Below are 16,911 nucleotides of genomic sequence, written 5' to 3'. Positions count from 1 at the left end.
TGTCGACCTTGGTCGATACACTTCCTGCCATGGAGTTCCAAGCCCAAGCGCCGACCAAGGTCGGCGTCTACCAGCGGCTTACGCGCCGCCCTTGAGGATCACCTCGGCCAGGCGATCGTAGTCACCGCCGAAGTGATGGTCACCCGGCAGCTTGACCTTGTGCACGCCATCGTTGCTCGGCAGATCCGGGCACAGCGCGTCCTCGTCCTTGTCGCCGTACACGCACAGAGTCCTGTCCGCCGGCAGCTTGGCCACTTCCGGCGCGATCGGCAGGCCGCCACCACCACCGCCCAGCCAGTTGCTGACATGGAATTCAAAGTCGGCGTTCTTGCCCACCGACAGCAGCACGATGCGCTCGAGACCAGCGCGGGTGCCTGCATCCAGCTGGTTGATGGTGGCCGGCAGCACATCGGCGCCCTGCGAGAAACCGATCAACATCACCTTGTCGCGCTGCCATTGCTGGCGGTAGTGACCGATGATCTTCTGCAGATCGACAGCGAATCCCTGCGGCGTGCGTTCGCTCCAGAAGTAACGCAGCGAATCGAGGCCGACCACCGCCACGCCATGTTCGGCCAGGGCACCCGCTACGTCCTTGTCCAGGCCGGCCCAGCCGCCATCGCCGGAAACGAACACCGCCAGTGTGTCACCGCTGCCCTGCGCCGGCACTTCCACTACCGGCAGCCCCTTCAGGGCATCCGGCGGCGGTGCCAGCGCGACCCCGGCCTGCGCGCCGATTACCCGGGCGGCTGCCACCAGCCCCGGTGTCGCATCGCCGGCAGCGGTGCGCTTGAATTCGCGGGCCATCGCAACCTGCTGCACGAACGGGCCGGCGCTGTTGGTTGAACACCCCGGCGCACCGGCCGCGTTCAACCACGGGAAATTCAGTTCACTGGGCTGCAGGCGGTCGTGCTTCACGCCATCGCCGCAGACCATGCGCTCGTGCGTGTGGGCCGGGCAGAAACCCGAGGTCAACAGGCCGGCAAAGACCTGGGTGTCGGCCTGTGCTGCCAGTGCATAGGCCAGTTCAGCACCTTCACCGCTGCCGCCAACCAACGGCAGGTGATACCCCGGCAGATGCAGGAATGCCTGCACCCAACGCGAGAAATTCTCGACATCGCCCGCCCCGAACGCGCAACTGCTGTTGCCTTCGCGCTTGAGCACGCCGCGCAGGTGGGCCACATCCACCGAGGCGACCAGCGCACCATCGGCACGCAGCGCTTCGATCGGCGTATGGCCGGCATCGGCGCCATCATGGAACCAGATCACCACCCGTTGTGGCGCCCCGGCCGGCACATGCACCGGCACCTGATCGAAGCGTCCGTGGCTGACCTGCTGCACTGCCGCCATCGCTGGCAATGCCGCCAGCGTCAACACCAGTCCCATCGCCCTGCCCAGCCCTGCACGCATCGTTTCGCATCCCGTTGGAATGCGCACACGATACGCCGCCACTGCGTGCACGGCACGTACCGGTACAGGCGACCTGCAACGCAGCAGGTGGTCGATTCAGCGGATGCCGGTGGCACGCCCGCGGCGATACAGCGCCAGCGCCAGCCACAGCAGCCAGCCGACGATCACCGCGATCACCAGTTTCTGCCCCAGCCCACGCGGTGGTCCCCCGCGCCAGAGCACGTGCATCCACAGCAGCACGAAGGCCAGCCATGCCCAGCCCCACAGCAGCGCCGCATTGCCTTGCCAGCCCGGCTCGCGGCGCAGGTACCAGGCCTGCAGCAGCATGCCCACGCTGGCGCACAGAAACGCGGTATTGGCGGCCAGCCCGTGGATCAGCGGTGCCAGCAACGGTGTTGCCTCGGGCAGCCAGCTGTCACCGATGGCAACGGTGGCCAGGCCGCCGGCAGCCACGCAGAACAGCAACGGTGCCGCTGCGCTGCGCCGTGGCCCCACGCTGTACCGGTACAACGCGATGCCCAGCACGGCGATGGCCAGTGCCAGCAGGCAGTAGGCCGTGCGCAGCGCCAGGCCCCACGGCCCATGCAGGTACAGGCTCAGGGTGGCCTTCACCCAATCCAGATCCGCGCGCGAGAACTGCGTCCACAACGCGGTCGCCACGAACAACAGCAGTGCCACCAGCGCCAGCATCGCGGCTGGACGGGCACGGCTCATGGGTCGGCGTCCGGGTGCCGTGCCTTCCAGTCAGCCAGCGCCTTGCGGTAACGCTGCAGCTCCTCGCTGTACAGGTCGAGCACGCACAGCGGACAGCCACTGCCGCAACATTCGTTGGGGCCGGGTTCTTCCGGCGGCAGCGGACGGGGATCGGCAGGGGTATCGGAGACGGTCACGGCTGGAAACAGCACCACGCGATTGCAGGTGGATAGTGTAGCGGCGCGCTCAGGCGCCCAGTTGGCGGCGCAGGTTGGCCCGCGCGGCAGCATCAAGTCGCTGGTCGAAAAAGTCGCTGAGGAAGATCCGCGGCGCGCGCAGCAGCCCCTGCAGGAAGCGGCGGCGTCCGGCGCGGTACAGGAAGCCCGGCACCACGCCCTTGTACTCTTCGGCCACGCCACGGTCGTAGGCGGAGAACACCGCTTCCGGCGCTGCCAGGATCGCCATGTCGCAATCGAGGAACAACGCGGCTTCGGCATCGACATCGGCCGGGCCCAGCTCGCCATGGCGGGCGGTAAGCAGGATCAACTGCTCGACCCGGCCGGCGTCCACCGATGCCAGCTCCGGTGAGTCCGCGATGGCCCGCAGCGCCAGCGCGGCCGACTTTGCCTCGTTGTCCTTGCGGCCGGCCTGGTAGATCGCATCGTGGTACAGCGCCGCCAGATAGACCTCGGCCGGCTGCTGCCAGCCGGGCCCCTCGGCCACCGCCTGGCAATGCTGCAGCACCGCGCGTACGTGGCCGAAGTGGTGGTAGGCGCGCGGCGGCGTCGCATAGGCATCCTGCAATGCCTGCCAATGCGCGGGAGCGAGAGTCAGCGGGGCGAAGTCCATGCGTGGATGATCCCGCCCTTGGCAACGCCGGGCAAGCTGGCTGTTTTTTCACCAGCACTTCACACGCCGCGCCAGGCAAGGCCTGGCAACAGTTGTCCACAGGTTTGTCGCGTGCTGGTCCACACCGGCTGTGGATGAGCGGCGTGCCGACCGCCAGTGGATGCGGACTGCCACATGCAGGTCTACACTGGCCGCAGGCGGGAGCGCCCGCCGCTGCCGGAAACCGTCATGCGCCGTCTTGCCGCTCGATGCTTTCTCCTGTCCCTGGCTGCGCTCGGCGCGCCAGCCCTGTCTGCGCAGGATGCTCCGCCCCCCGCGCCCGCCATTCCGACCATCTCTGCCGTAAAGGTCACCGCCGCCAGCGTGCCGACGCCCGAACAGGTGTTCGCGATCCCGCCGGCAATGCGCGAGATGCTGCAGAAGCAGGTGATCAGCCGCAGCTACTCGCGCGACCAGCGCCTGCAGGCACTGGTGGAAATGATCTTCAGCCAGCACGGCCTGGACCTGCAGTACGACGCCGATGCGACCTACACCGTCAGCGAGATCTGGCAGCACCAGCGCGCCAACTGCCTCGCCTTCACCCTGCTGTTCGTCACGCTCGCCCGTGAGGCCGGCATCCAGGCGCGGGTGCAGGAAGTCGGCCAGGTGGTGTCGTGGTACCAGGACCAGGACCAGGGCGTGGTCTACAACGTCGGGCACGTCAACGCCGGCGTGGATGTCGGCGGCCGCTACGGCACCGTCGACCTGGACCGCAACGTGCTGTACGACCGCCATGGGCCGCAGCCCATCGGCCGTGAGCGGGCATTGGCGCACTACTACAACAACCGCGGCGCGGAACATCTGGCCGATGGCGACCTGAGCGGCGCGCGTGCCTTCTTCGATGCGGCGCTGGCGCAGGACCCCACATTCGCCGCGACGTGGAACAACATCGGCGTGCTCGACAACCGCCTGGGCGATGACCAGGGAGCTCGCACGGCGCTGGACACCGCCCTGCGCCTGGACGGACGCCAGAGCGCGGCGCTGAACAACGCCAGTGCGCTCTATCGCAAGCTCGGCATGACGGCGCAGGCGCAGGCCATGCAGAAGAAGCTGCAGTCGGTGCAACGCGAGGATCCGTTCGCACAGTACATGCAGGGTGCCCAGGCCGAACGCGCTGGCGACCTGGACAAAGCGATCACCTATTACCGGCGCGCGGTGCGCCTGTACGACACCGCGCACCAGTTCCACTTCGGCCTGGCGCGGGTGTATTTCCTGACCGGCCGGCTGCAGCGTGCAGACCGCGAACTGCTGCGGGCGCAGGAACTGGGCGGTTCAACCCAGCAGGCCCGCTACCAGGCCAAGCTGGACAGCCTGGCCCGCTGGCGGGCGCAGCAGGCCAAGCGCTGAGGCGCGATCAGGCCTTCTTGAGGAAGCAGGTCTTCAGCACCAGCCCCTTGATCTTGTCCGAGTTGCCTTCGATGTGTTCGGCATCGTCTTCGACCAGGCGGATGTTGCGGATCACGGTGCCCTGCTTGAGCGGGATCGAGGAACCCTTGACCTTCAGGTCCTTGATCACGGTGACGGTGTCGCCGGTCTGCAGGGTATTGCCGTTGCTGTCACGCACGACCAGGGTCGAGCCAGCACCCTCTTCGGCCGTCCACTCGAAGCCGCAGTCGGCGCAGATCCACAGCGCACCATCGGCATAGGTGTTTTCCAGGGTGCACTGCGGGCAGGCGGGAACAGAAGACATCGCAAGTACCTCAAAATGAATCAACAGCCGCCATTGTAACCGCCCGGCCTTTTCGTTCATTTTCCGGCGGCGTCCCGGCTGGGCCCCCGCCCGCCCCCGCACAAGGCAGGCAGCGGAACTTGCAGCGCGCGGCAAACTCCAGCAGAGTGCGCGGCCCCTGATCGTCCCCGGACCTCCCCATGCGCCTCGGCATCGACTTCGGTACCAGCAACTCCGCCGCCGCCATCGTGCGTGATGGGACGCTGCTGCCGATCCGCTTCGGCGAGGCCGAACAGTTCCGTACCAGCGTGTACTTCCCCGGCGTGGTGCCTGACCCGGACGATTTCCAGCTCGACGCCGGGCAGGAACACGAACTACAGCAGCTGATCGACAGCGCCGCCCGTGCCGCCCGCGCCGCCGGCCAGGAACGCACGCCACAGGCCCTGCGCCGCGAGGCCTTGCGCGCCCTGCGCCGGGAGTGGATGGAGGCGCGCGCTGGAAAGGAACGCAGTGCCAGCGACCTGCTGCAGAACGCGGTCTATGGCGACGACGCGCTGGAAGCGTATTTCGAGGAGCACGAGGGCAACCTCGTGCAGAGCCCGAAGTCCATGCTCGGCTACAACCTGCACCCGCGCGCGCGGCAGACCATCACCGGCATCGCCGCGCACATCCTCGAACACATCCGCTTGACTGCCAGCGCCCAGCTCGGCCAGCCGCTGCGCAGCGCCCTGCTCGGCCGCCCGGTGCAGTTCCGCAGCTCGATCGGTGAGGCCGGCAACGACCAGGCCCTGGACATCCTGCGCGAAGCGGCCAGCCAGGCCGGCTTCGACCAGATCGACTTCCTTGAAGAACCCGCTGCCGCCGCGATGCATTACCACGCTGAAAGCAGCGATCGCCATCAGGCGGTGATCGTCGATATCGGCGGCGGCACCACCGACATCGCGCACGCCGAAGTGGGCGGCAGCGAAGCGCCACGCATCCACCGCGCCTGGGGTATAGCCCGCGGCGGTACCGATATCGACCTGGCCCTGAGCCTGTCCGGTTACATGCCGCTGTTCGGCCGTGGCATCACCCGCGTACCCACCCACCACTACGTGGAAGCGGCCACCGTGCAGGACATGACCCGCCAGCGCGAGTTCCGCCAGCACAACTACGACAACGTGGATGCGCCGTGGGGCGCGCGCCTGCAGGCACTGCAGGACACCGGCAACACTGCCCGCCTGTACCGCGATGTCGAGCGCGCCAAGATCGCCCTCAGCGGCGCCAGCGAGCATCGCAGCACACTGGACTACATCGCCCGCGACCTGCACGTGGACAACAGCGCCGACGGTCTGGCCGCCGCCGCCCATGGTTACCTGACCCAGATCCGCGAACTGCTTGCGCAGGTCCGCAATGACATCGGCGGCGACCCGGACGCGGTGTTCCTGACCGGCGGCATGTCCCGCGCCGGCTACCTGCGGCAGGCCGCTGCCGAGGCCTTCCCGGGCGCCCGCATGGTCCACGGCGAGCCCTCGTTGGGAGTCGTCCAGGGCCTTGCGCTGGCGGCAGCCAGCCGGGATTAACAAAACGTTACGCGGTCTGCGCTACCCTTGGCCGGCTAGAAAACCGCTGCACCTTCCGCTGGCCTCGCCGGTGTGTGTACCCATGGTGCAGCCTGCCCCGCCCAGCGGGTCTGGCGACCATGCCCTCTGGCTCGATCATGGTCTGCGTACTACCCGAGCCGCCATCGAGACCCGCTTTGGGCACCCGCCAGGCCCCTGTGGCCGTACAACCTGACGCTGAACCAGCACCCATCGACTGCCGCCGTTGTGACGCGGTCTGTTGCCGGTTGCCGGTCCTGCTGCAGCCCGGCGATCACGTGCCCGGCCAGTTCCTGTCGCGCGACGCCCACGGCCGTGCCGTGATGGCGCGCAACGAGGAAGGCTGGTGCGCGGCGATCGATCCGTATCACCTGCGCTGCACGATCTATTCGCAGCGCCCGGCGATCTGCCGCCAGTTCTCGATGGGCGGCGACGACTGCCGCCGCGAGCGGCAGGACTACCTGCGCCAGGCTGAGTCCTGCGCGCTTTCCTCCCCTTCCACCTGACAGGAGCAACCATGCCCCGCAAGGCAAAGACCCCCGCGAAGGCCAGCAACAGCATCCGCAGCGAACGCAAGGGCGCATCCGCCAGCACCGTGGTCAACAGCGACTCGATCGCCTCCGACCTGGCCGCGTTCCGCAAGAGCGGTGGCAAGATTGAAGTTCTCGGTACCACCTGGGCGCTGAAGAAAGCCAGCTGACCCACCCCCGACCGCGGCGGCGCTGCCGCCGCGGCCTGCCGGGCCGCGCTCAGCGGTCCAGGCGTACCTGCACACTGCCCGAGTGCGACTGCACGCGGATATCGCCGTCGCCGCTGCCCAGGCGGGCATCCAGGCTGCTGCCCGGTCCATAGCGCGGCCGCTCGACCTTGCCGGCGTCGCTGTTGATCGACCCGCTGAAGCTGTTCACCGACAGCTGCGCCGACACCGTGCGCGGCAGCCGCAGGCTGACCGATGCACTGACCGACTCCACGTTGATGCGCCCGCCCGGTGCCAGCCCGGCCGCCGACAGGTCGATGCTGCCCGACACGGTTTCCACCGCAAGCCGCTGCACGCGACCGGCGTCGACCTCGACCCGGCCGGACACCGTCTGCGCACCGATATCGCCCGACACGCCGCCGCCGGCTTCGATGCGGCCACTGACCGTGTTCACGTCCAGCTTCGGCGTCTGCAGTCGCGCATTGACACTGCCACTGACCGTATTGAGCTTGCTGTCGCCACTGCGACCCGATGCACTCAGGCTGCCACTGACCGTATCGGCCTGCAGTCGGCGCACGTCAATGCCGCTGATGTCCTGGCTGGCACTGACCGTGCTCAGCAGCAGTTCCACCGAGCGCGGCACGTTGAGGGTCAGGGTGGCGCCGCCACTGTTGCCGCGTCGCGGATACTCGATTTCCCAACGCACACGGTTGGCGCTCTTTTCCTGGCGCAGCTGCAGGCCGTCGCTGAGCGTGCCGGTAAGCTGCACGTCGTTGCGGTCCCAGCCGCGCACGCTCACCTTGCCGGCCACATTGCTCAATTCGATACGACCGCCCGCAGCCAGCGTGTGGCGTTCGTCGATGCGGGTGTCGGCCAGCGCCATGGTGGGCACCAGCAGCAGGGTCGCGCAGAAGGGGAAAAGGGTTCGCATCGGGGGGTCTCCTCAGGTCGTCAAGCCGGATTCGGCGGCATAGGCCGCCTGCCGGGTCAGTTCCAGCCGCAGCGCGTAAGTGCGCCTGAGCTGGCCAAGCAGGTGCGGTGCACGCGGGTCCTGCGCCAGCGCGGCACGGATCTGTGCCGCACTTTCATCCAGTTCGTGCAGGGCGGGCTGCCATTCCGGCGCCCGCCCATCAGGCAGCGAAGCCACGGCCTGCTGGTACTGCTCGGTCATCGCCGCGGCCTGCAGTTGCAGGGCGGACGGTGCCGGCGCGTCCAGCTGCGCATGCCGCCATGGCGCCACCGCGTAGAGCGCGAGGCTGGCCGCCAGCGCCGCGCCAACCGGCAACCACCAGCGTCGACGGCTGCGCAGTGGCAAGGCCACCACGTTGTCCGTCGGCACCTGCGCGGCAACCGGTTCGCGGGGTGGCAACCGCGCCGACAGGCGTTCCCAGCCATCGGTGGGTACGCTGCGTTCGCTCGGCAGCGCGCGCAGCCGGGCCAGAAGGTCGTGGTCGGAATCGTGGTCGTGAGTACTCATGTCATGTCTCCCAGCCGCGCGCGCAGCAGGCCACGCGCGCGATGCAGCTGTGCCTTGGAACTACCGACCGCCATCTGCAGCTGGCCGGCGATTTCATGGTGTTTCCAGCCTTCGATATCGTGCAGCACCAGCACCGCACGTGCGCGCGGTGGCAGGGTCGCCAATGCGCGTTCCAGATCGCGTTCGGTGCCGGCGCAACCGTCATGCACCGCCATCTCCGGCAACCCACCGTCCACGTCGTCCAGGCTGTCGTGGTCATGCCCGGCGGCACGGCCGCGCAGTTCCATCAACGCGGCATTGACCCCCAACCGATGCAGCCAGGTCGACACGCTGCTCTCGAAACGAAAGCCGGGCAGTGCCTTCCATGCCTGCAGGAACGCCTCCTGCAGTGCATCCTCGGCACGTGCCTGCTGGCCGCCGCACAGCCGCCACAGGGTGGCAAACACCCGCGGCGAGTGCCGCCGATACAGCAGTTCGTAGGCAGCGGTATCGCCGGCCGCCGCCGCACGCACCAAAGCGGTTTCGTCGACGACGTCGATGGCGGCAGGCGGCGCGGGCATGGTGGTGTCGAGCATATCCGTTGGATGCAGCCTGCCGGAAAAAGGTTTAGATCTGCCGAGGCGCTTTCCGCTTGCAACCTTTTCGCGGCTGGCTGCATCCATCCCAGGTCCCCCGCAGGCCTGCCCGGCCAGGAGCCTCCCATGTCCAGTCCTTCCTGCGCCGCCCTGCTGGCGATCGTGGTCTGCATGCTGCTGCAGGCGTTCGGCGTTTCCCTGCACTGGCGCACCGACAGCGGCCGCGCCTGCCTGCAGCAGCACAAACAGGACCTTGTCTGCCTTGCCTGGACACAGGCGGTCGAAACGCCGACACGCGCCGGGTAACATCAAGCCCCGTTTCCGTCACACGTTGTCGCCCCATGATGTTGTCGCTGAAGGACCACCTGCCCGCCTGGACCCACCCCTGGCTGCATGACATCGGGATCGCCCTGCAGATCCTGGTCACCCTGCTCGCCGCCTGGCTGCTGCGGGTGCTGGCGCGGCGCCTGATCCGCCGCTTCGCCGACCACTACACGCTGCCACCGGAAATGGTGATGGGTGCGCGCCGGATCACCAGTTTCGTGGTCTATTTCAGCGCGGTGCTGTACATCCTCAGCCTGCTCGGCGCCTCGCCCTCGGTGTTGTGGACGGCCTTCACCGGTTTTGCCGCGGTGGGCGCGGTGGCGTTCTTCGCGGCCTGGAGCGTGCTGTCCAACATCTTCTGCACGCTGCTGATCTTCACCACGCGGCCGTTCCGCCTGCATGACTACATCGAAGTGCTGGAGAACGGCGAAAAGCCCGGGCTGAAGGGCCGGGTGATCGACGTCAACCTGATCTACACCACGCTGCAGGAAACCGGTGACGGCCACGAGGGCACGGTGCTGCAGCTGCCGAACAACCTGTTCTTCCAACGCACGGTGCGCCGCTGGCGCGACCCGACGCAGGCGCCCGGCGGCATCCAGGGCGACGGCTGAGGTTAGGTTGGTCGGCAGGGCTGCGCCCTGCGCCCGCAGAGGCGGTAGTGCCGGCCGCTGGCCGGCAACCTCAACAGCAAAAGCTGGGTTCCTGTGGGTTGGCGGGGTGGGGCCGGCGGCAGGGGCCGCTGCAAGTACGTCCATGTAAGCTCGGTCGCCGCATCCATGCGGCTCACGCCCCTGCCACCGGCCCCACCCCGCCTTCGACAGTTTTCCGCGAGCTGTCGGAACGGCATGGCCTGCCCTTGGTGGGTGTCGACCTTGGTCGACACGTAGATCCACACCATGCGTGGATGCTGTTCGATCCGATATCGAAATACTCGATTTCCATCGAAATTCATCCACGCGCACGTGGATCCAACAGACATCAGGAAACTGTCAGAGGTGGGGCGGTTTCGGATTGCGGGGTGTCAGCCGCATGGATGCGGCTGCCAAGCCTACAGGGACGTACTTGCGGCGTCCCCGCAATCCGACACCGCCCCACCATCCCACGGAATCCCGCTGTTGCTGTGGCTTGACGGCCTCGGCGGGTGCAGGGCGCAGCCCTGCCGAACCCCCTTACCGCAACTGGCTGTCCTTGCTGCCGCGCCGGTTGTAGCCACTCTGCGCCTGTTCCTCTTCGTCGTGCGCTTGCTGGCAGTTCACGCACAGCCGAACCCCAGGCACTGCCTGACGCCGCGCCAACGGAATCGGCGCGTCGCATTCCTCACAGTGTTCCAGACCTGGGCCCTGGCGCAGCTGGCGCCGCGCGCGGGCAATCGCATCGTCGACGGTGGCGTCGATCTGGTCCTGGACCGCGCCATCTCCGGCCCAACCGGTAGCCATGGCCATCCTCCGCAGGGGTGTCGCCTGATATGGGGACAATACACCCCGCCGCAATCGGCAGCGCCGGGCCATGCCCGGCGGACGCTGCGGCCGGTTCAGCGCCGCCTTACCAGACCAGGTCGTCGGGAACCTGGAACTGCGCGTAGTAGGCGTCGTCCTCGGCGTTGCCGGTGGAAATCTCGGCGCTGGAGCCGGGCGTGCCATGGTCGACAACAATCGCTTCCGGGGCGCGCTCGCGCACTTTTTCAGCCGCCGCGCGCGGCAGCACCGCGTAGCCGTCGCCGTGGGCCACGATGACCAGCACGCCCACCGACAGCGCCTTGCGCAGCTTGGTATCGATCAACAGGGTGCGGATCACCGCGCCATCGCTGAAGCGGTACTCGTCCTCGCCTTTGTGCGGCACGGCGTGGGCCGCGATGATCTGTTTCGCCTGCGCCTTCTGTTCAGCCAGCTTGGCCTGCGCGTTGCGTTCGGCGGCCAGCGCGCGGTCGCGCTCGACCTTCTCGGCGCGAGCGCGTTCAGCTTCACGCTGGACTTCCGCCGACGTCGACTCGGCCTTGCCCTGGCGGGCCTTGGCATGTTCACGCGCGGCGGCGCTGGCCTGCGACTTCTTGGCCAGGCCGGCCTTGAGCAATTGTTCCTGCAGCGCGTTGGGCTTTGCCATGGTCGATACGTACCGCGTGTAATCTGGATGCCCCATTCTACCGACGCGCCGACGCCCCTGCATGGCTGTCCTGAAGTACCTCACCGGCTACCCCGAACCCCTGGTCGCCCAGGTCAGCGACCTGCTGGCACAGGGCAAGCTCGGCCCGTGGCTGCAGCAGCGCTACCCCGACCCGCATGAGGTGCGCAGCGACCGCCAGCTGTACGACTACACCCAGGACATGAAGGACCGCTACCTGCGGAAGTCGGTACCGCTCAACAAGGTCTGCTACGACAACACGCTGGAGGTCATCAAGCACGCCCTGGGCACCCACACCGCCATTTCCCGGGTGCACGGTGGCCGGCTCAAGGCCAGCCGCGAGATCCGCATCGCTACCGTGTTCCGGCAGGCGCCAGCCGCCTTCCTGCGCATGATCGTGGTGCATGAACTGGCCCATCTGAAGGAGGCCGACCACAACAAGGCCTTCTACCAGCTGTGCCAGCACATGGAGCCCGATTACCTGCAGCTGGAGTTCGATACCCGGCTGTACCTGACCGAGCTGGCCAACCGTGGCCAGCGCTGAGCCGGCGTAGCGGCTACACTGCGCGCCCCCTGCCCGACCTTTCGCCATGGAACCGACCCGACTCGACAAACGCCTGTCCGCCCTGCTCGGCATCCCGCGTGGTGAAGCGCGGCGCTATATAGAGGGCGGCTGGGTCAGCGTCGATGGCGAGGTGGTGGAACAGCCGCAACGTCCGGTGGACGAGAGCGCCAGCATCGTGGTGGCCGAACAGGCCAGCGACAGCAAGGCCGAGCGCGCCAGCATGCTGCTGCACAAACCGGCAGGCGTACCGGCCGACGCCCTGTGCGCGCTGATCCGCACCGAGACCCGCAGCGAGCTGGACGCCAGTGACATCCGTCCGCTGCAGCGGCACTTCCACGGCCTGCAGCTGGCCTCCTCGCTGCCGGCCGACGACAACGGGCTGGTGGTGGTCAGCCAGGATCCGGCGGTGCTCGCGCACCTGCAGCGCAACCTGGGCCGCACCGAACAGGAGTATCTGGTCGAAGTGGCTGAAGGCGGCCCGGAACGTGGCCCATGGCTGATGGCCCGGCTGCAGCATGAAGCCGGCGGCCCCAAGGTCAGCTGGCAGAGCGAGCAGCGCCTGCGCTTTGCAGGCAAGGGGCTGACTGCGAAGGGGCTGAGGACTGCGGTGACGGCTGCCGGCCTGCAGGTTGTGGCGGTGCGCCGCCTGCGCATTGGCCGTGTGGCGCTGGGTCCGCTGGCCGTGGGCCAGTGGCGCTACCTGGGCAGCGACGAGCGGTTCTGAGTCACGGCACTTCATCCACGCATGGCGTGGATCTACTGATGGCGACTCATCCACGCATGGCGTGGATCTACGGATGGTGTTTCATCCACGCATGGCGTGGATCTACGTCCAGGCGTGGCGTGGATCTACGCGTGGCGTGGATCTACCATCGGCGTCATGAGTCTGCGCAACCCCCTATGGCGACGCCTGCTGCGCGTCGCCGCGATCATCGTCGCCGCCCTGCTTCTGCTGGTCCTGTCCGGCCTGCTGCTGGCCGACCACCTGACCCCACAAGCGCGCGGTGAAGCGTCGCAGGTCCTGCCACTGCAGCCTGCGCAGACGCCCATCGATCGACAGATCATGCCGCTGCAGGCTGCCCATCCGGGGCAGTCGGGCGTGGCCTTCCTCAGCGATGGCATGGATGCATTCGCTGCCCGCGCGATGATCACCGAACATGCCGGCCGCAGCCTGGACCTGCAGTACTACATCTGGCACGACGACCTGATCGGCCACCTGATGGCCAAGGCGCTGTACGACGCTGCCGAACGTGGCGTGCGCGTGCGCATCCTGCTCGATGACATGAACGCCAAGGACAAGGATGCGCTGATGATGGCGCTCGATGCGCATCCCAACATCGAGCTTCGCCTGTACAACCCGTTCCGCAACCGCAGCGGTATCGCCCGTACGCTGGAGCTGGTGCAGCGCGCCTTCAGCGTGAACCACCGCATGCACAACAAGAGCTGGATCGCCGATGGGCGCATCGCCATCGTGGGGGGCCGCAACATCGGTGAGGAATATTTCAGCGCGCGCAGCGACGTGAATTTCCAGGACCTGGACCTGGTGGTGGCCGGCCCGGCCGTGCAGCAGGCCAACCAGATCTTCGACGACTACTGGAACAGCGACGCGGCGATTCCGATCTCGGCGCTGGCGACCTACACCGATGCGCAGCTGCGCCAGCTGGTACGCCAGTCCGATCTGGACGCGCTGCATGCGCAGGCGCAACCGTACCTGCAGCGCGTGGCCGAGTCGCGCCAGCGCCAGCGCGCCAGCCCCGAGCCGCTGCACTGGAGCACGCAGGTACGGATCGTGTCCGATCCGCCGATGAAGCACCACGGCGATGCGCATGACGACTGGCTGGTCACCGAACTGGTCCGGCAGCTGCAGTCGACGCGCTACAAGGCCCTGTTGATCTCGCCGTACTTCGTGCCGGGCAGCGAAGGGCTGGCCGGCCTTTCGGCGATGGCCGGTCGTGGCGCCCAGGTCGGCGTGGTGACCAACTCACTGGCGGCCAACGATGTGGCCGCCGTGCACGGTGGCTACATGGGCTACCGGGTGCCGCTGCTGAAGGCCGGCGTGCAGCTGTACGAACTGAAGGCGAGCGGCCAGAGCAGTGACGGCAGCCTGTTCGGCAGCAGTGGCGCCAGCCTGCACACCAAGGCATTGCTGGTCGACGACCAACGCGGCTTCGTCGGATCGTTCAACCTCGATCCGCGTTCGGCCTATCTCAACACCGAGATGGGCGTGCTGTTCGACGACCCGGTACTGGGTGCGCAGCTGCGCGCGGAATACCTGCGCCTGGCCAGCCCGGAACACAGCTGGTGGCTGGCACTGGGCGCTGATGACGAACTGCGCTGGCTGCAGCGCGAGCCACCACCGCACTGGGTCGAAGCCGAGCCCGGCAGCAGCCTCGGCAAGCGCTGGACGGCGCGGGTAATCAGTTGGTTGCCGCTGGAATCCCAGCTGTAACGATCAGCGGGCGGGCCCTTCGCCATCGCCGTGCAGGCTCTCGTCCAGGGTCTCCACATTGCGCCCGTGCAGGCGCCGCCAGATCCAGCGCAGCGCGTGCGGCGGCGCTGCCGGCAACTGCTCCAGCAAGGCCAGCATGCGGCCTTGGCTGGCATGCCCGTGCCGGCACAGCAGGCTGGCCGCCGCAGCGGCACTGGCCAGGCGCAGGCTGTCGGCCAGCGCACCGTCAGCGTCAGGCGCCAGGGCCTGATGCACCGGTTCGGGTAGTTCCCAGGCGGCAGCCACCCGCTGTGCCAGCGGTAGTGACCATTGCTGCAGCAACTGCAGGGCCAGCGCGGGCTCCACCTCTTCGCCGCGCGCCTGCGCTTCCTGCAGCAGTTGCCGCATCACCAGCGCCGCGCCCAGGCCCTGCACCAGGCCCAGCCATTGCGCCGCGAAGGCATCGCCGAAGGTGACCGTGCGCGCGTGGTCGGCGGCCGCGCGCGAAGCCAGCAGGGCGTGCTCCCAGATGATCGAACTGAACTGCGGGAACACCTCGCACTGCACCTGCATCACCGGCTGCACCAGCACTGCGCTGATGATCTGCCGCACGCCTTCGGTGCCGACCAGGGTCACCGCCCGCTGCAGGCTTTCCACGGGCCGCTCGTGCACCTTGTAGGCCGGGCTGTTGGCGATCCGCAGCAGGTTGCCGGTCAGCACCGGATCCTGGCCGATGATCGCCGCCATCACCCGCGCCGATGCAACGTCGTCATTGACCGTCTGGATCAGCTGCGGCAGCAGTTGCGGGCGCCGCGGCAGCTGCCGGGTGGCCCAGTCGCGGTCCTGCAGCGCGCGGTCCACCGCCTCGGCCAGACCCGATGCGCTGACCTCGGCGGGCTCGCCGGCCAAGCGCGGATACAGGGCCAGCGCATGCAGTCCGCGCTGCAGGTGAGCGGCAACCTCGGCCGCCGGCAAGGCGTCACCCTGCAGGCTGGCCGCCGCCGCAGCCACGGCCTGGCGGGGGGCTGCGGCCAGGCGTGCCGGGGCCTGCCCGCTCAGCCGCGACAGCCAACGGAGCACGGATCGCCACCACGCTGCGGTCATCGCCGCCCATCCTGTCGTTGTCCTGCTGCTGCCACTGCCTGCGCCTTCATCACATCCGGCCACTTGCCGTCGTCGCAGCATCGGCCGCACTTTCATCTTCTTTAACCCGGGCGCCTCCGGCGTCGACGGCATATCCCGGGCGAATGGACTAGAATGGCGCCGCGCGACCCGTCCCCCTGTACTGACGACGTCGCTTTTTTTGTTTTCGGACCCTACCGTTCATTGGCAGTTCGCCGCAGTTCACCGCAGATCGCGCCATCGGAGACCCCATGCTATTCGAAACCCTCGCAACCACCGGCCACGAACAGGTGGTGTTCTGCCACAACCAGGATGCCGGCCTGCGGGCGATCATCGCCATCCACAACACCACCCTGGGCCCCGCCCTGGGCGGGGTGCGCATGCGCCCCTACGCCAGCACCGACGATGCGCTGGCCGATGTGCTGCGGCTGAGCCGCACGATGACCTACAAGAATGCGCTGGCCGGTCTCAATGTCGGTGGCGGCAAGGCGGTGATCATCGGCGACCCCAAGGTCGACAAGACCGAAGTGCTGTTCCGCGCCTTCGGCCGCTATGTCGATTCGCTGGGCGGTCGCTACATCACCGCCGAGGATGTCGGTACCGACGTCAACGACATGGAGAACATCTACCTGGAGAGCCAGTTCGTCACCGGCGTGCACCAGGTCCATGGCGGCTCGGGAGATCCGGCCCCGTTCACCGCCTATGGCGCGCTGCAGGCGCTGATGGCCTCGATGCGCTTCAAGTTCGGCCATGAGGAAGTGGGCAAGACCAGCATCGCGGTGCAGGGTCTGGGCCATATCGGCATGGAACTGGTGAAGCTGCTGCGCGACCGTGGCGCCAAGCTGTATGTCACCGATCTGGACAGCGCGCTGGTGGATCGTGCAGTCAGCGATTTCGGCGCCGAGGCCGTCAAGCCGGACGAGATCCACGAAGTGAACGCCGATGTGTTCGCGCCGTGCGCGCTGGAAGGCGCGATCAACGCCGACACCCTGCCGCGGATCAAGGCGAAGATCATCTGCGGCACCGCCAACAACCAGCTGTCCAGCCTGGAGATCGGCGACGAGCTTCATGCGCGCGGCATCCTGTATGCGCCGGACTACGCGGTCAACGCCGGTGGCGTGATGAACGTGTCGCTGGAAATCGACGGTTACAACCGCGAGCGCGCGATGCGGCTGATCCGCAGCATCTACCACAACCTGACGCGCATCTTCGAACTGTCGCAGCGCGAGAACATCGCCCCGCAGCGCGCCGCCGACCGGATCGCCGAAGCGCGCATCCTGTCGATCGGCAAGCTGAAGATGCCGCTGGGCCGCAGCACGCCGCGCCTGGGCAATCTGCGCGGCGGCTGATCGCCGCCCTGGCGGACCG

Annotated in this window: 21 protein-coding genes; 10 read left to right on the top strand and 11 right to left on the bottom strand. The window is 67.8% G+C overall.

From position 1 onward, the window contains the following. Window positions 1-78 precede the first annotated feature (78 nt). The 4 genes from CR919_RS04010 to CR919_RS03995 form a co-directional block, all read right to left on the bottom strand. Window positions 79-1,407 (bottom strand): AcvB/VirJ family lysyl-phosphatidylglycerol hydrolase, encoded by a 1,329-nt coding sequence (locus CR919_RS04010; RefSeq protein WP_279324045.1) that lies wholly within the window; start codon window positions 1,405-1,407, stop codon window positions 79-81. 96 nt (window positions 1,408-1,503) lie between these two features. Beyond that, a complete protein-coding gene (locus CR919_RS04005; protein WP_099818965.1) occupies window positions 1,504-2,121 on the bottom strand; it encodes a DUF998 domain-containing protein in 618 nt (205 codons plus the stop codon). Beyond that, on the bottom strand, window positions 2,118-2,297 hold the full coding sequence (locus CR919_RS04000; RefSeq protein WP_236512968.1) for an oxidoreductase-like domain-containing protein: 180 nt from the start codon (window positions 2,295-2,297) through the stop codon (window positions 2,118-2,120). Before CR919_RS04000 ends, CR919_RS04005 begins: the two co-directional genes overlap by 4 nt. A 49-nt stretch (window positions 2,298-2,346) precedes the next feature. Then, window positions 2,347-2,949 carry a hypothetical protein gene (locus CR919_RS03995; protein ID WP_099818963.1) on the bottom strand — a complete coding sequence of 201 codons (603 nt, stop codon included), beginning with the start codon at window positions 2,947-2,949 and terminating at the stop codon, window positions 2,347-2,349. A 228-nt stretch (window positions 2,950-3,177) separates the two neighbouring features. Here CR919_RS03995 and CR919_RS03990 point away from each other — a divergent pair, with 228 nt between their 5' ends. Continuing rightward, window positions 3,178-4,335, top strand: coding sequence for a tetratricopeptide repeat protein (locus CR919_RS03990; RefSeq protein ID WP_099819113.1), 1,158 nt, complete (start codon window positions 3,178-3,180; stop codon window positions 4,333-4,335). Window positions 4,336-4,342: 7 nt separating this feature from the next. Here CR919_RS03990 and CR919_RS03985 read toward each other — a convergent pair whose 3' ends face one another. Continuing rightward, window positions 4,343-4,678, bottom strand: coding sequence for a zinc ribbon domain-containing protein YjdM (locus CR919_RS03985; protein ID WP_099818962.1), 336 nt, complete (start codon window positions 4,676-4,678; stop codon window positions 4,343-4,345). A 179-nt stretch (window positions 4,679-4,857) separates the two neighbouring features. Here CR919_RS03985 and CR919_RS03980 point away from each other — a divergent pair, with 179 nt between their 5' ends. From CR919_RS03980 to CR919_RS03970, 3 genes are all read left to right on the top strand, one after another. Next, window positions 4,858-6,219, top strand: a complete 1,362-nt coding sequence (locus tag CR919_RS03980; RefSeq protein ID WP_099818961.1) for an Hsp70 family protein — start codon at window positions 4,858-4,860, stop codon at window positions 6,217-6,219. Between the two features lie 230 nt (window positions 6,220-6,449). Further along, window positions 6,450-6,743, top strand: a complete 294-nt coding sequence (locus CR919_RS03975) for a YkgJ family cysteine cluster protein (protein WP_051501656.1) — start codon at window positions 6,450-6,452, stop codon at window positions 6,741-6,743. An 11-nt stretch (window positions 6,744-6,754) separates the two neighbouring features. Further along, a complete protein-coding gene (locus tag CR919_RS03970; protein WP_025879072.1) occupies window positions 6,755-6,937 on the top strand; it encodes a hypothetical protein in 183 nt (60 codons plus the stop codon). 49 nt (window positions 6,938-6,986) lie between these two features. Here the strand turns inward: CR919_RS03970 and CR919_RS03965 are convergent, their stop codons facing one another. The 3 genes from CR919_RS03965 to CR919_RS03955 are packed head-to-tail and all read right to left on the bottom strand — an operon-like array spanning window position 6,987 to window position 8,986. Then, window positions 6,987-7,865 carry a DUF4097 family beta strand repeat-containing protein gene (locus CR919_RS03965; protein ID WP_099818960.1) on the bottom strand — a complete coding sequence of 293 codons (879 nt, stop codon included), beginning with the start codon at window positions 7,863-7,865 and terminating at the stop codon, window positions 6,987-6,989. Window positions 7,866-7,877: 12 nt separating this feature from the next. Next, window positions 7,878-8,411, bottom strand: a complete 534-nt coding sequence (locus tag CR919_RS03960; RefSeq protein ID WP_099818959.1) for a hypothetical protein — start codon at window positions 8,409-8,411, stop codon at window positions 7,878-7,880. Next, complete coding sequence (locus CR919_RS03955) at window positions 8,408-8,986, bottom strand: RNA polymerase sigma factor (RefSeq protein ID WP_099818958.1); 579 nt, start codon at window positions 8,984-8,986, stop codon at window positions 8,408-8,410. The genes CR919_RS03960 and CR919_RS03955 overlap by 4 nt, the downstream gene beginning before the upstream one ends. Window positions 8,987-9,112: 126 nt before the next feature. Between CR919_RS03955 and CR919_RS03950 the strand changes: the two genes are divergently transcribed. Continuing rightward, window positions 9,113-9,292: a hypothetical protein gene (locus CR919_RS03950; protein WP_099818957.1), complete on the top strand. Its 180-nt coding sequence runs from the start codon at window positions 9,113-9,115 to the stop codon at window positions 9,290-9,292. Between the two features lie 35 nt (window positions 9,293-9,327). After that, entirely contained in the window at window positions 9,328-9,921 is a 594-nt protein-coding gene (locus CR919_RS03945) for a mechanosensitive ion channel family protein (protein WP_099818956.1), read from the top strand. A 558-nt stretch (window positions 9,922-10,479) separates the two neighbouring features. On the opposite strand, the gene CR919_RS03935 is transcribed toward CR919_RS03945, so the two are convergent. After that, window positions 10,480-10,746 (bottom strand): DksA/TraR family C4-type zinc finger protein, encoded by a 267-nt coding sequence (locus tag CR919_RS03935; RefSeq protein WP_025879161.1) that lies wholly within the window; start codon window positions 10,744-10,746, stop codon window positions 10,480-10,482. A 106-nt stretch (window positions 10,747-10,852) separates the two neighbouring features. Then, the gene (locus CR919_RS03930; protein ID WP_099818954.1) at window positions 10,853-11,410 is read right to left on the bottom strand and encodes a DUF2058 domain-containing protein; all 558 of its coding nucleotides are present in this window, start codon (window positions 11,408-11,410) and stop codon (window positions 10,853-10,855) included. A 61-nt stretch (window positions 11,411-11,471) separates the two neighbouring features. Between CR919_RS03930 and CR919_RS03925 the strand changes: the two genes are divergently transcribed. The 3 genes from CR919_RS03925 to CR919_RS03915 all read left to right on the top strand — a co-directional run bounded on the left by CR919_RS03925 (window position 11,472) and on the right by CR919_RS03915 (window position 14,442). Then, window positions 11,472-11,972: a M48 family metallopeptidase gene (locus CR919_RS03925; RefSeq protein ID WP_059064772.1), complete on the top strand. Its 501-nt coding sequence runs from the start codon at window positions 11,472-11,474 to the stop codon at window positions 11,970-11,972. Window positions 11,973-12,018: 46 nt separating this feature from the next. After that, on the top strand, window positions 12,019-12,717 hold the full coding sequence (locus CR919_RS03920; RefSeq protein WP_025879164.1) for an RNA pseudouridine synthase: 699 nt from the start codon (window positions 12,019-12,021) through the stop codon (window positions 12,715-12,717). 114 nt (window positions 12,718-12,831) lie between these two features. Then, on the top strand, window positions 12,832-14,442 hold the full coding sequence (locus CR919_RS03915) for a phospholipase D family protein (protein WP_099818953.1): 1,611 nt from the start codon (window positions 12,832-12,834) through the stop codon (window positions 14,440-14,442). A 3-nt stretch (window positions 14,443-14,445) separates the two neighbouring features. Here the strand turns inward: CR919_RS03915 and CR919_RS03910 are convergent, their stop codons facing one another. Next, a complete protein-coding gene (locus CR919_RS03910) occupies window positions 14,446-15,525 on the bottom strand; it encodes an HDOD domain-containing protein (RefSeq protein ID WP_099818952.1) in 1,080 nt (359 codons plus the stop codon). Window positions 15,526-15,794: 269 nt separating this feature from the next. Here CR919_RS03910 and CR919_RS03905 point away from each other — a divergent pair, with 269 nt between their 5' ends. Then, complete coding sequence (locus CR919_RS03905) at window positions 15,795-16,892, top strand: Glu/Leu/Phe/Val dehydrogenase dimerization domain-containing protein (protein WP_099818951.1); 1,098 nt, start codon at window positions 15,795-15,797, stop codon at window positions 16,890-16,892. The last annotated feature ends 19 nt before the right edge of the window (window positions 16,893-16,911 follow it).

The sequence above is a fragment of the Stenotrophomonas sp. LMG 10879 genome (assembly GCF_002750935.1).
Taxonomy (GTDB): domain Bacteria; phylum Pseudomonadota; class Gammaproteobacteria; order Xanthomonadales; family Xanthomonadaceae; genus Stenotrophomonas; species Stenotrophomonas lactitubi_B.
The sequence above is the reverse complement of the archived record's forward strand: the minus strand, read 5'-3'. Positions and strand labels throughout refer to the sequence as shown.

What these genes read in the sequence shown, in the direction of transcription:
- CR919_RS03920 (WP_025879164.1), top strand. Translation starts at nt 12,019, where the DNA reads ATGGAACCGACCCGACTCGACAAACGCCTGTCCGCCCTGCTCGGCATC.
- CR919_RS03905 (WP_099818951.1), top strand. Translation starts at nt 15,795, where the DNA reads ATGCTATTCGAAACCCTCGCAACCACCGGCCACGAACAGGTGGTGTTC.
- CR919_RS03985 (WP_099818962.1), bottom strand. Translation starts at nt 4,678, where the DNA reads ATGTCTTCTGTTCCCGCCTGCCCGCAGTGCACCCTGGAAAACACCTAT.
- CR919_RS03950 (WP_099818957.1), top strand. Translation starts at nt 9,113, where the DNA reads ATGTCCAGTCCTTCCTGCGCCGCCCTGCTGGCGATCGTGGTCTGCATG.
- CR919_RS04005 (WP_099818965.1), bottom strand. Translation starts at nt 2,121, where the DNA reads ATGAGCCGTGCCCGTCCAGCCGCGATGCTGGCGCTGGTGGCACTGCTG.
- CR919_RS03960 (WP_099818959.1), bottom strand. Translation starts at nt 8,411, where the DNA reads ATGAGTACTCACGACCACGATTCCGACCACGACCTTCTGGCCCGGCTG.
- CR919_RS03930 (WP_099818954.1), bottom strand. Translation starts at nt 11,410, where the DNA reads ATGGCAAAGCCCAACGCGCTGCAGGAACAATTGCTCAAGGCCGGCCTG.
- CR919_RS03970 (WP_025879072.1), top strand. Translation starts at nt 6,755, where the DNA reads ATGCCCCGCAAGGCAAAGACCCCCGCGAAGGCCAGCAACAGCATCCGC.
- CR919_RS04010 (WP_279324045.1), bottom strand. Translation starts at nt 1,407, where the DNA reads ATGCGTGCAGGGCTGGGCAGGGCGATGGGACTGGTGTTGACGCTGGCG.
- CR919_RS03980 (WP_099818961.1), top strand. Translation starts at nt 4,858, where the DNA reads ATGCGCCTCGGCATCGACTTCGGTACCAGCAACTCCGCCGCCGCCATC.
- CR919_RS03935 (WP_025879161.1), bottom strand. Translation starts at nt 10,746, where the DNA reads ATGGCTACCGGTTGGGCCGGAGATGGCGCGGTCCAGGACCAGATCGAC.
- CR919_RS03910 (WP_099818952.1), bottom strand. Translation starts at nt 15,525, where the DNA reads ATGACCGCAGCGTGGTGGCGATCCGTGCTCCGTTGGCTGTCGCGGCTG.
- CR919_RS03965 (WP_099818960.1), bottom strand. Translation starts at nt 7,865, where the DNA reads ATGCGAACCCTTTTCCCCTTCTGCGCGACCCTGCTGCTGGTGCCCACC.
- CR919_RS03955 (WP_099818958.1), bottom strand. Translation starts at nt 8,986, where the DNA reads ATGCTCGACACCACCATGCCCGCGCCGCCTGCCGCCATCGACGTCGTC.
- CR919_RS03995 (WP_099818963.1), bottom strand. Translation starts at nt 2,949, where the DNA reads ATGGACTTCGCCCCGCTGACTCTCGCTCCCGCGCATTGGCAGGCATTG.
- CR919_RS03945 (WP_099818956.1), top strand. Translation starts at nt 9,328, where the DNA reads ATGATGTTGTCGCTGAAGGACCACCTGCCCGCCTGGACCCACCCCTGG.
- CR919_RS03925 (WP_059064772.1), top strand. Translation starts at nt 11,472, where the DNA reads ATGGCTGTCCTGAAGTACCTCACCGGCTACCCCGAACCCCTGGTCGCC.
- CR919_RS03990 (WP_099819113.1), top strand. Translation starts at nt 3,178, where the DNA reads ATGCGCCGTCTTGCCGCTCGATGCTTTCTCCTGTCCCTGGCTGCGCTC.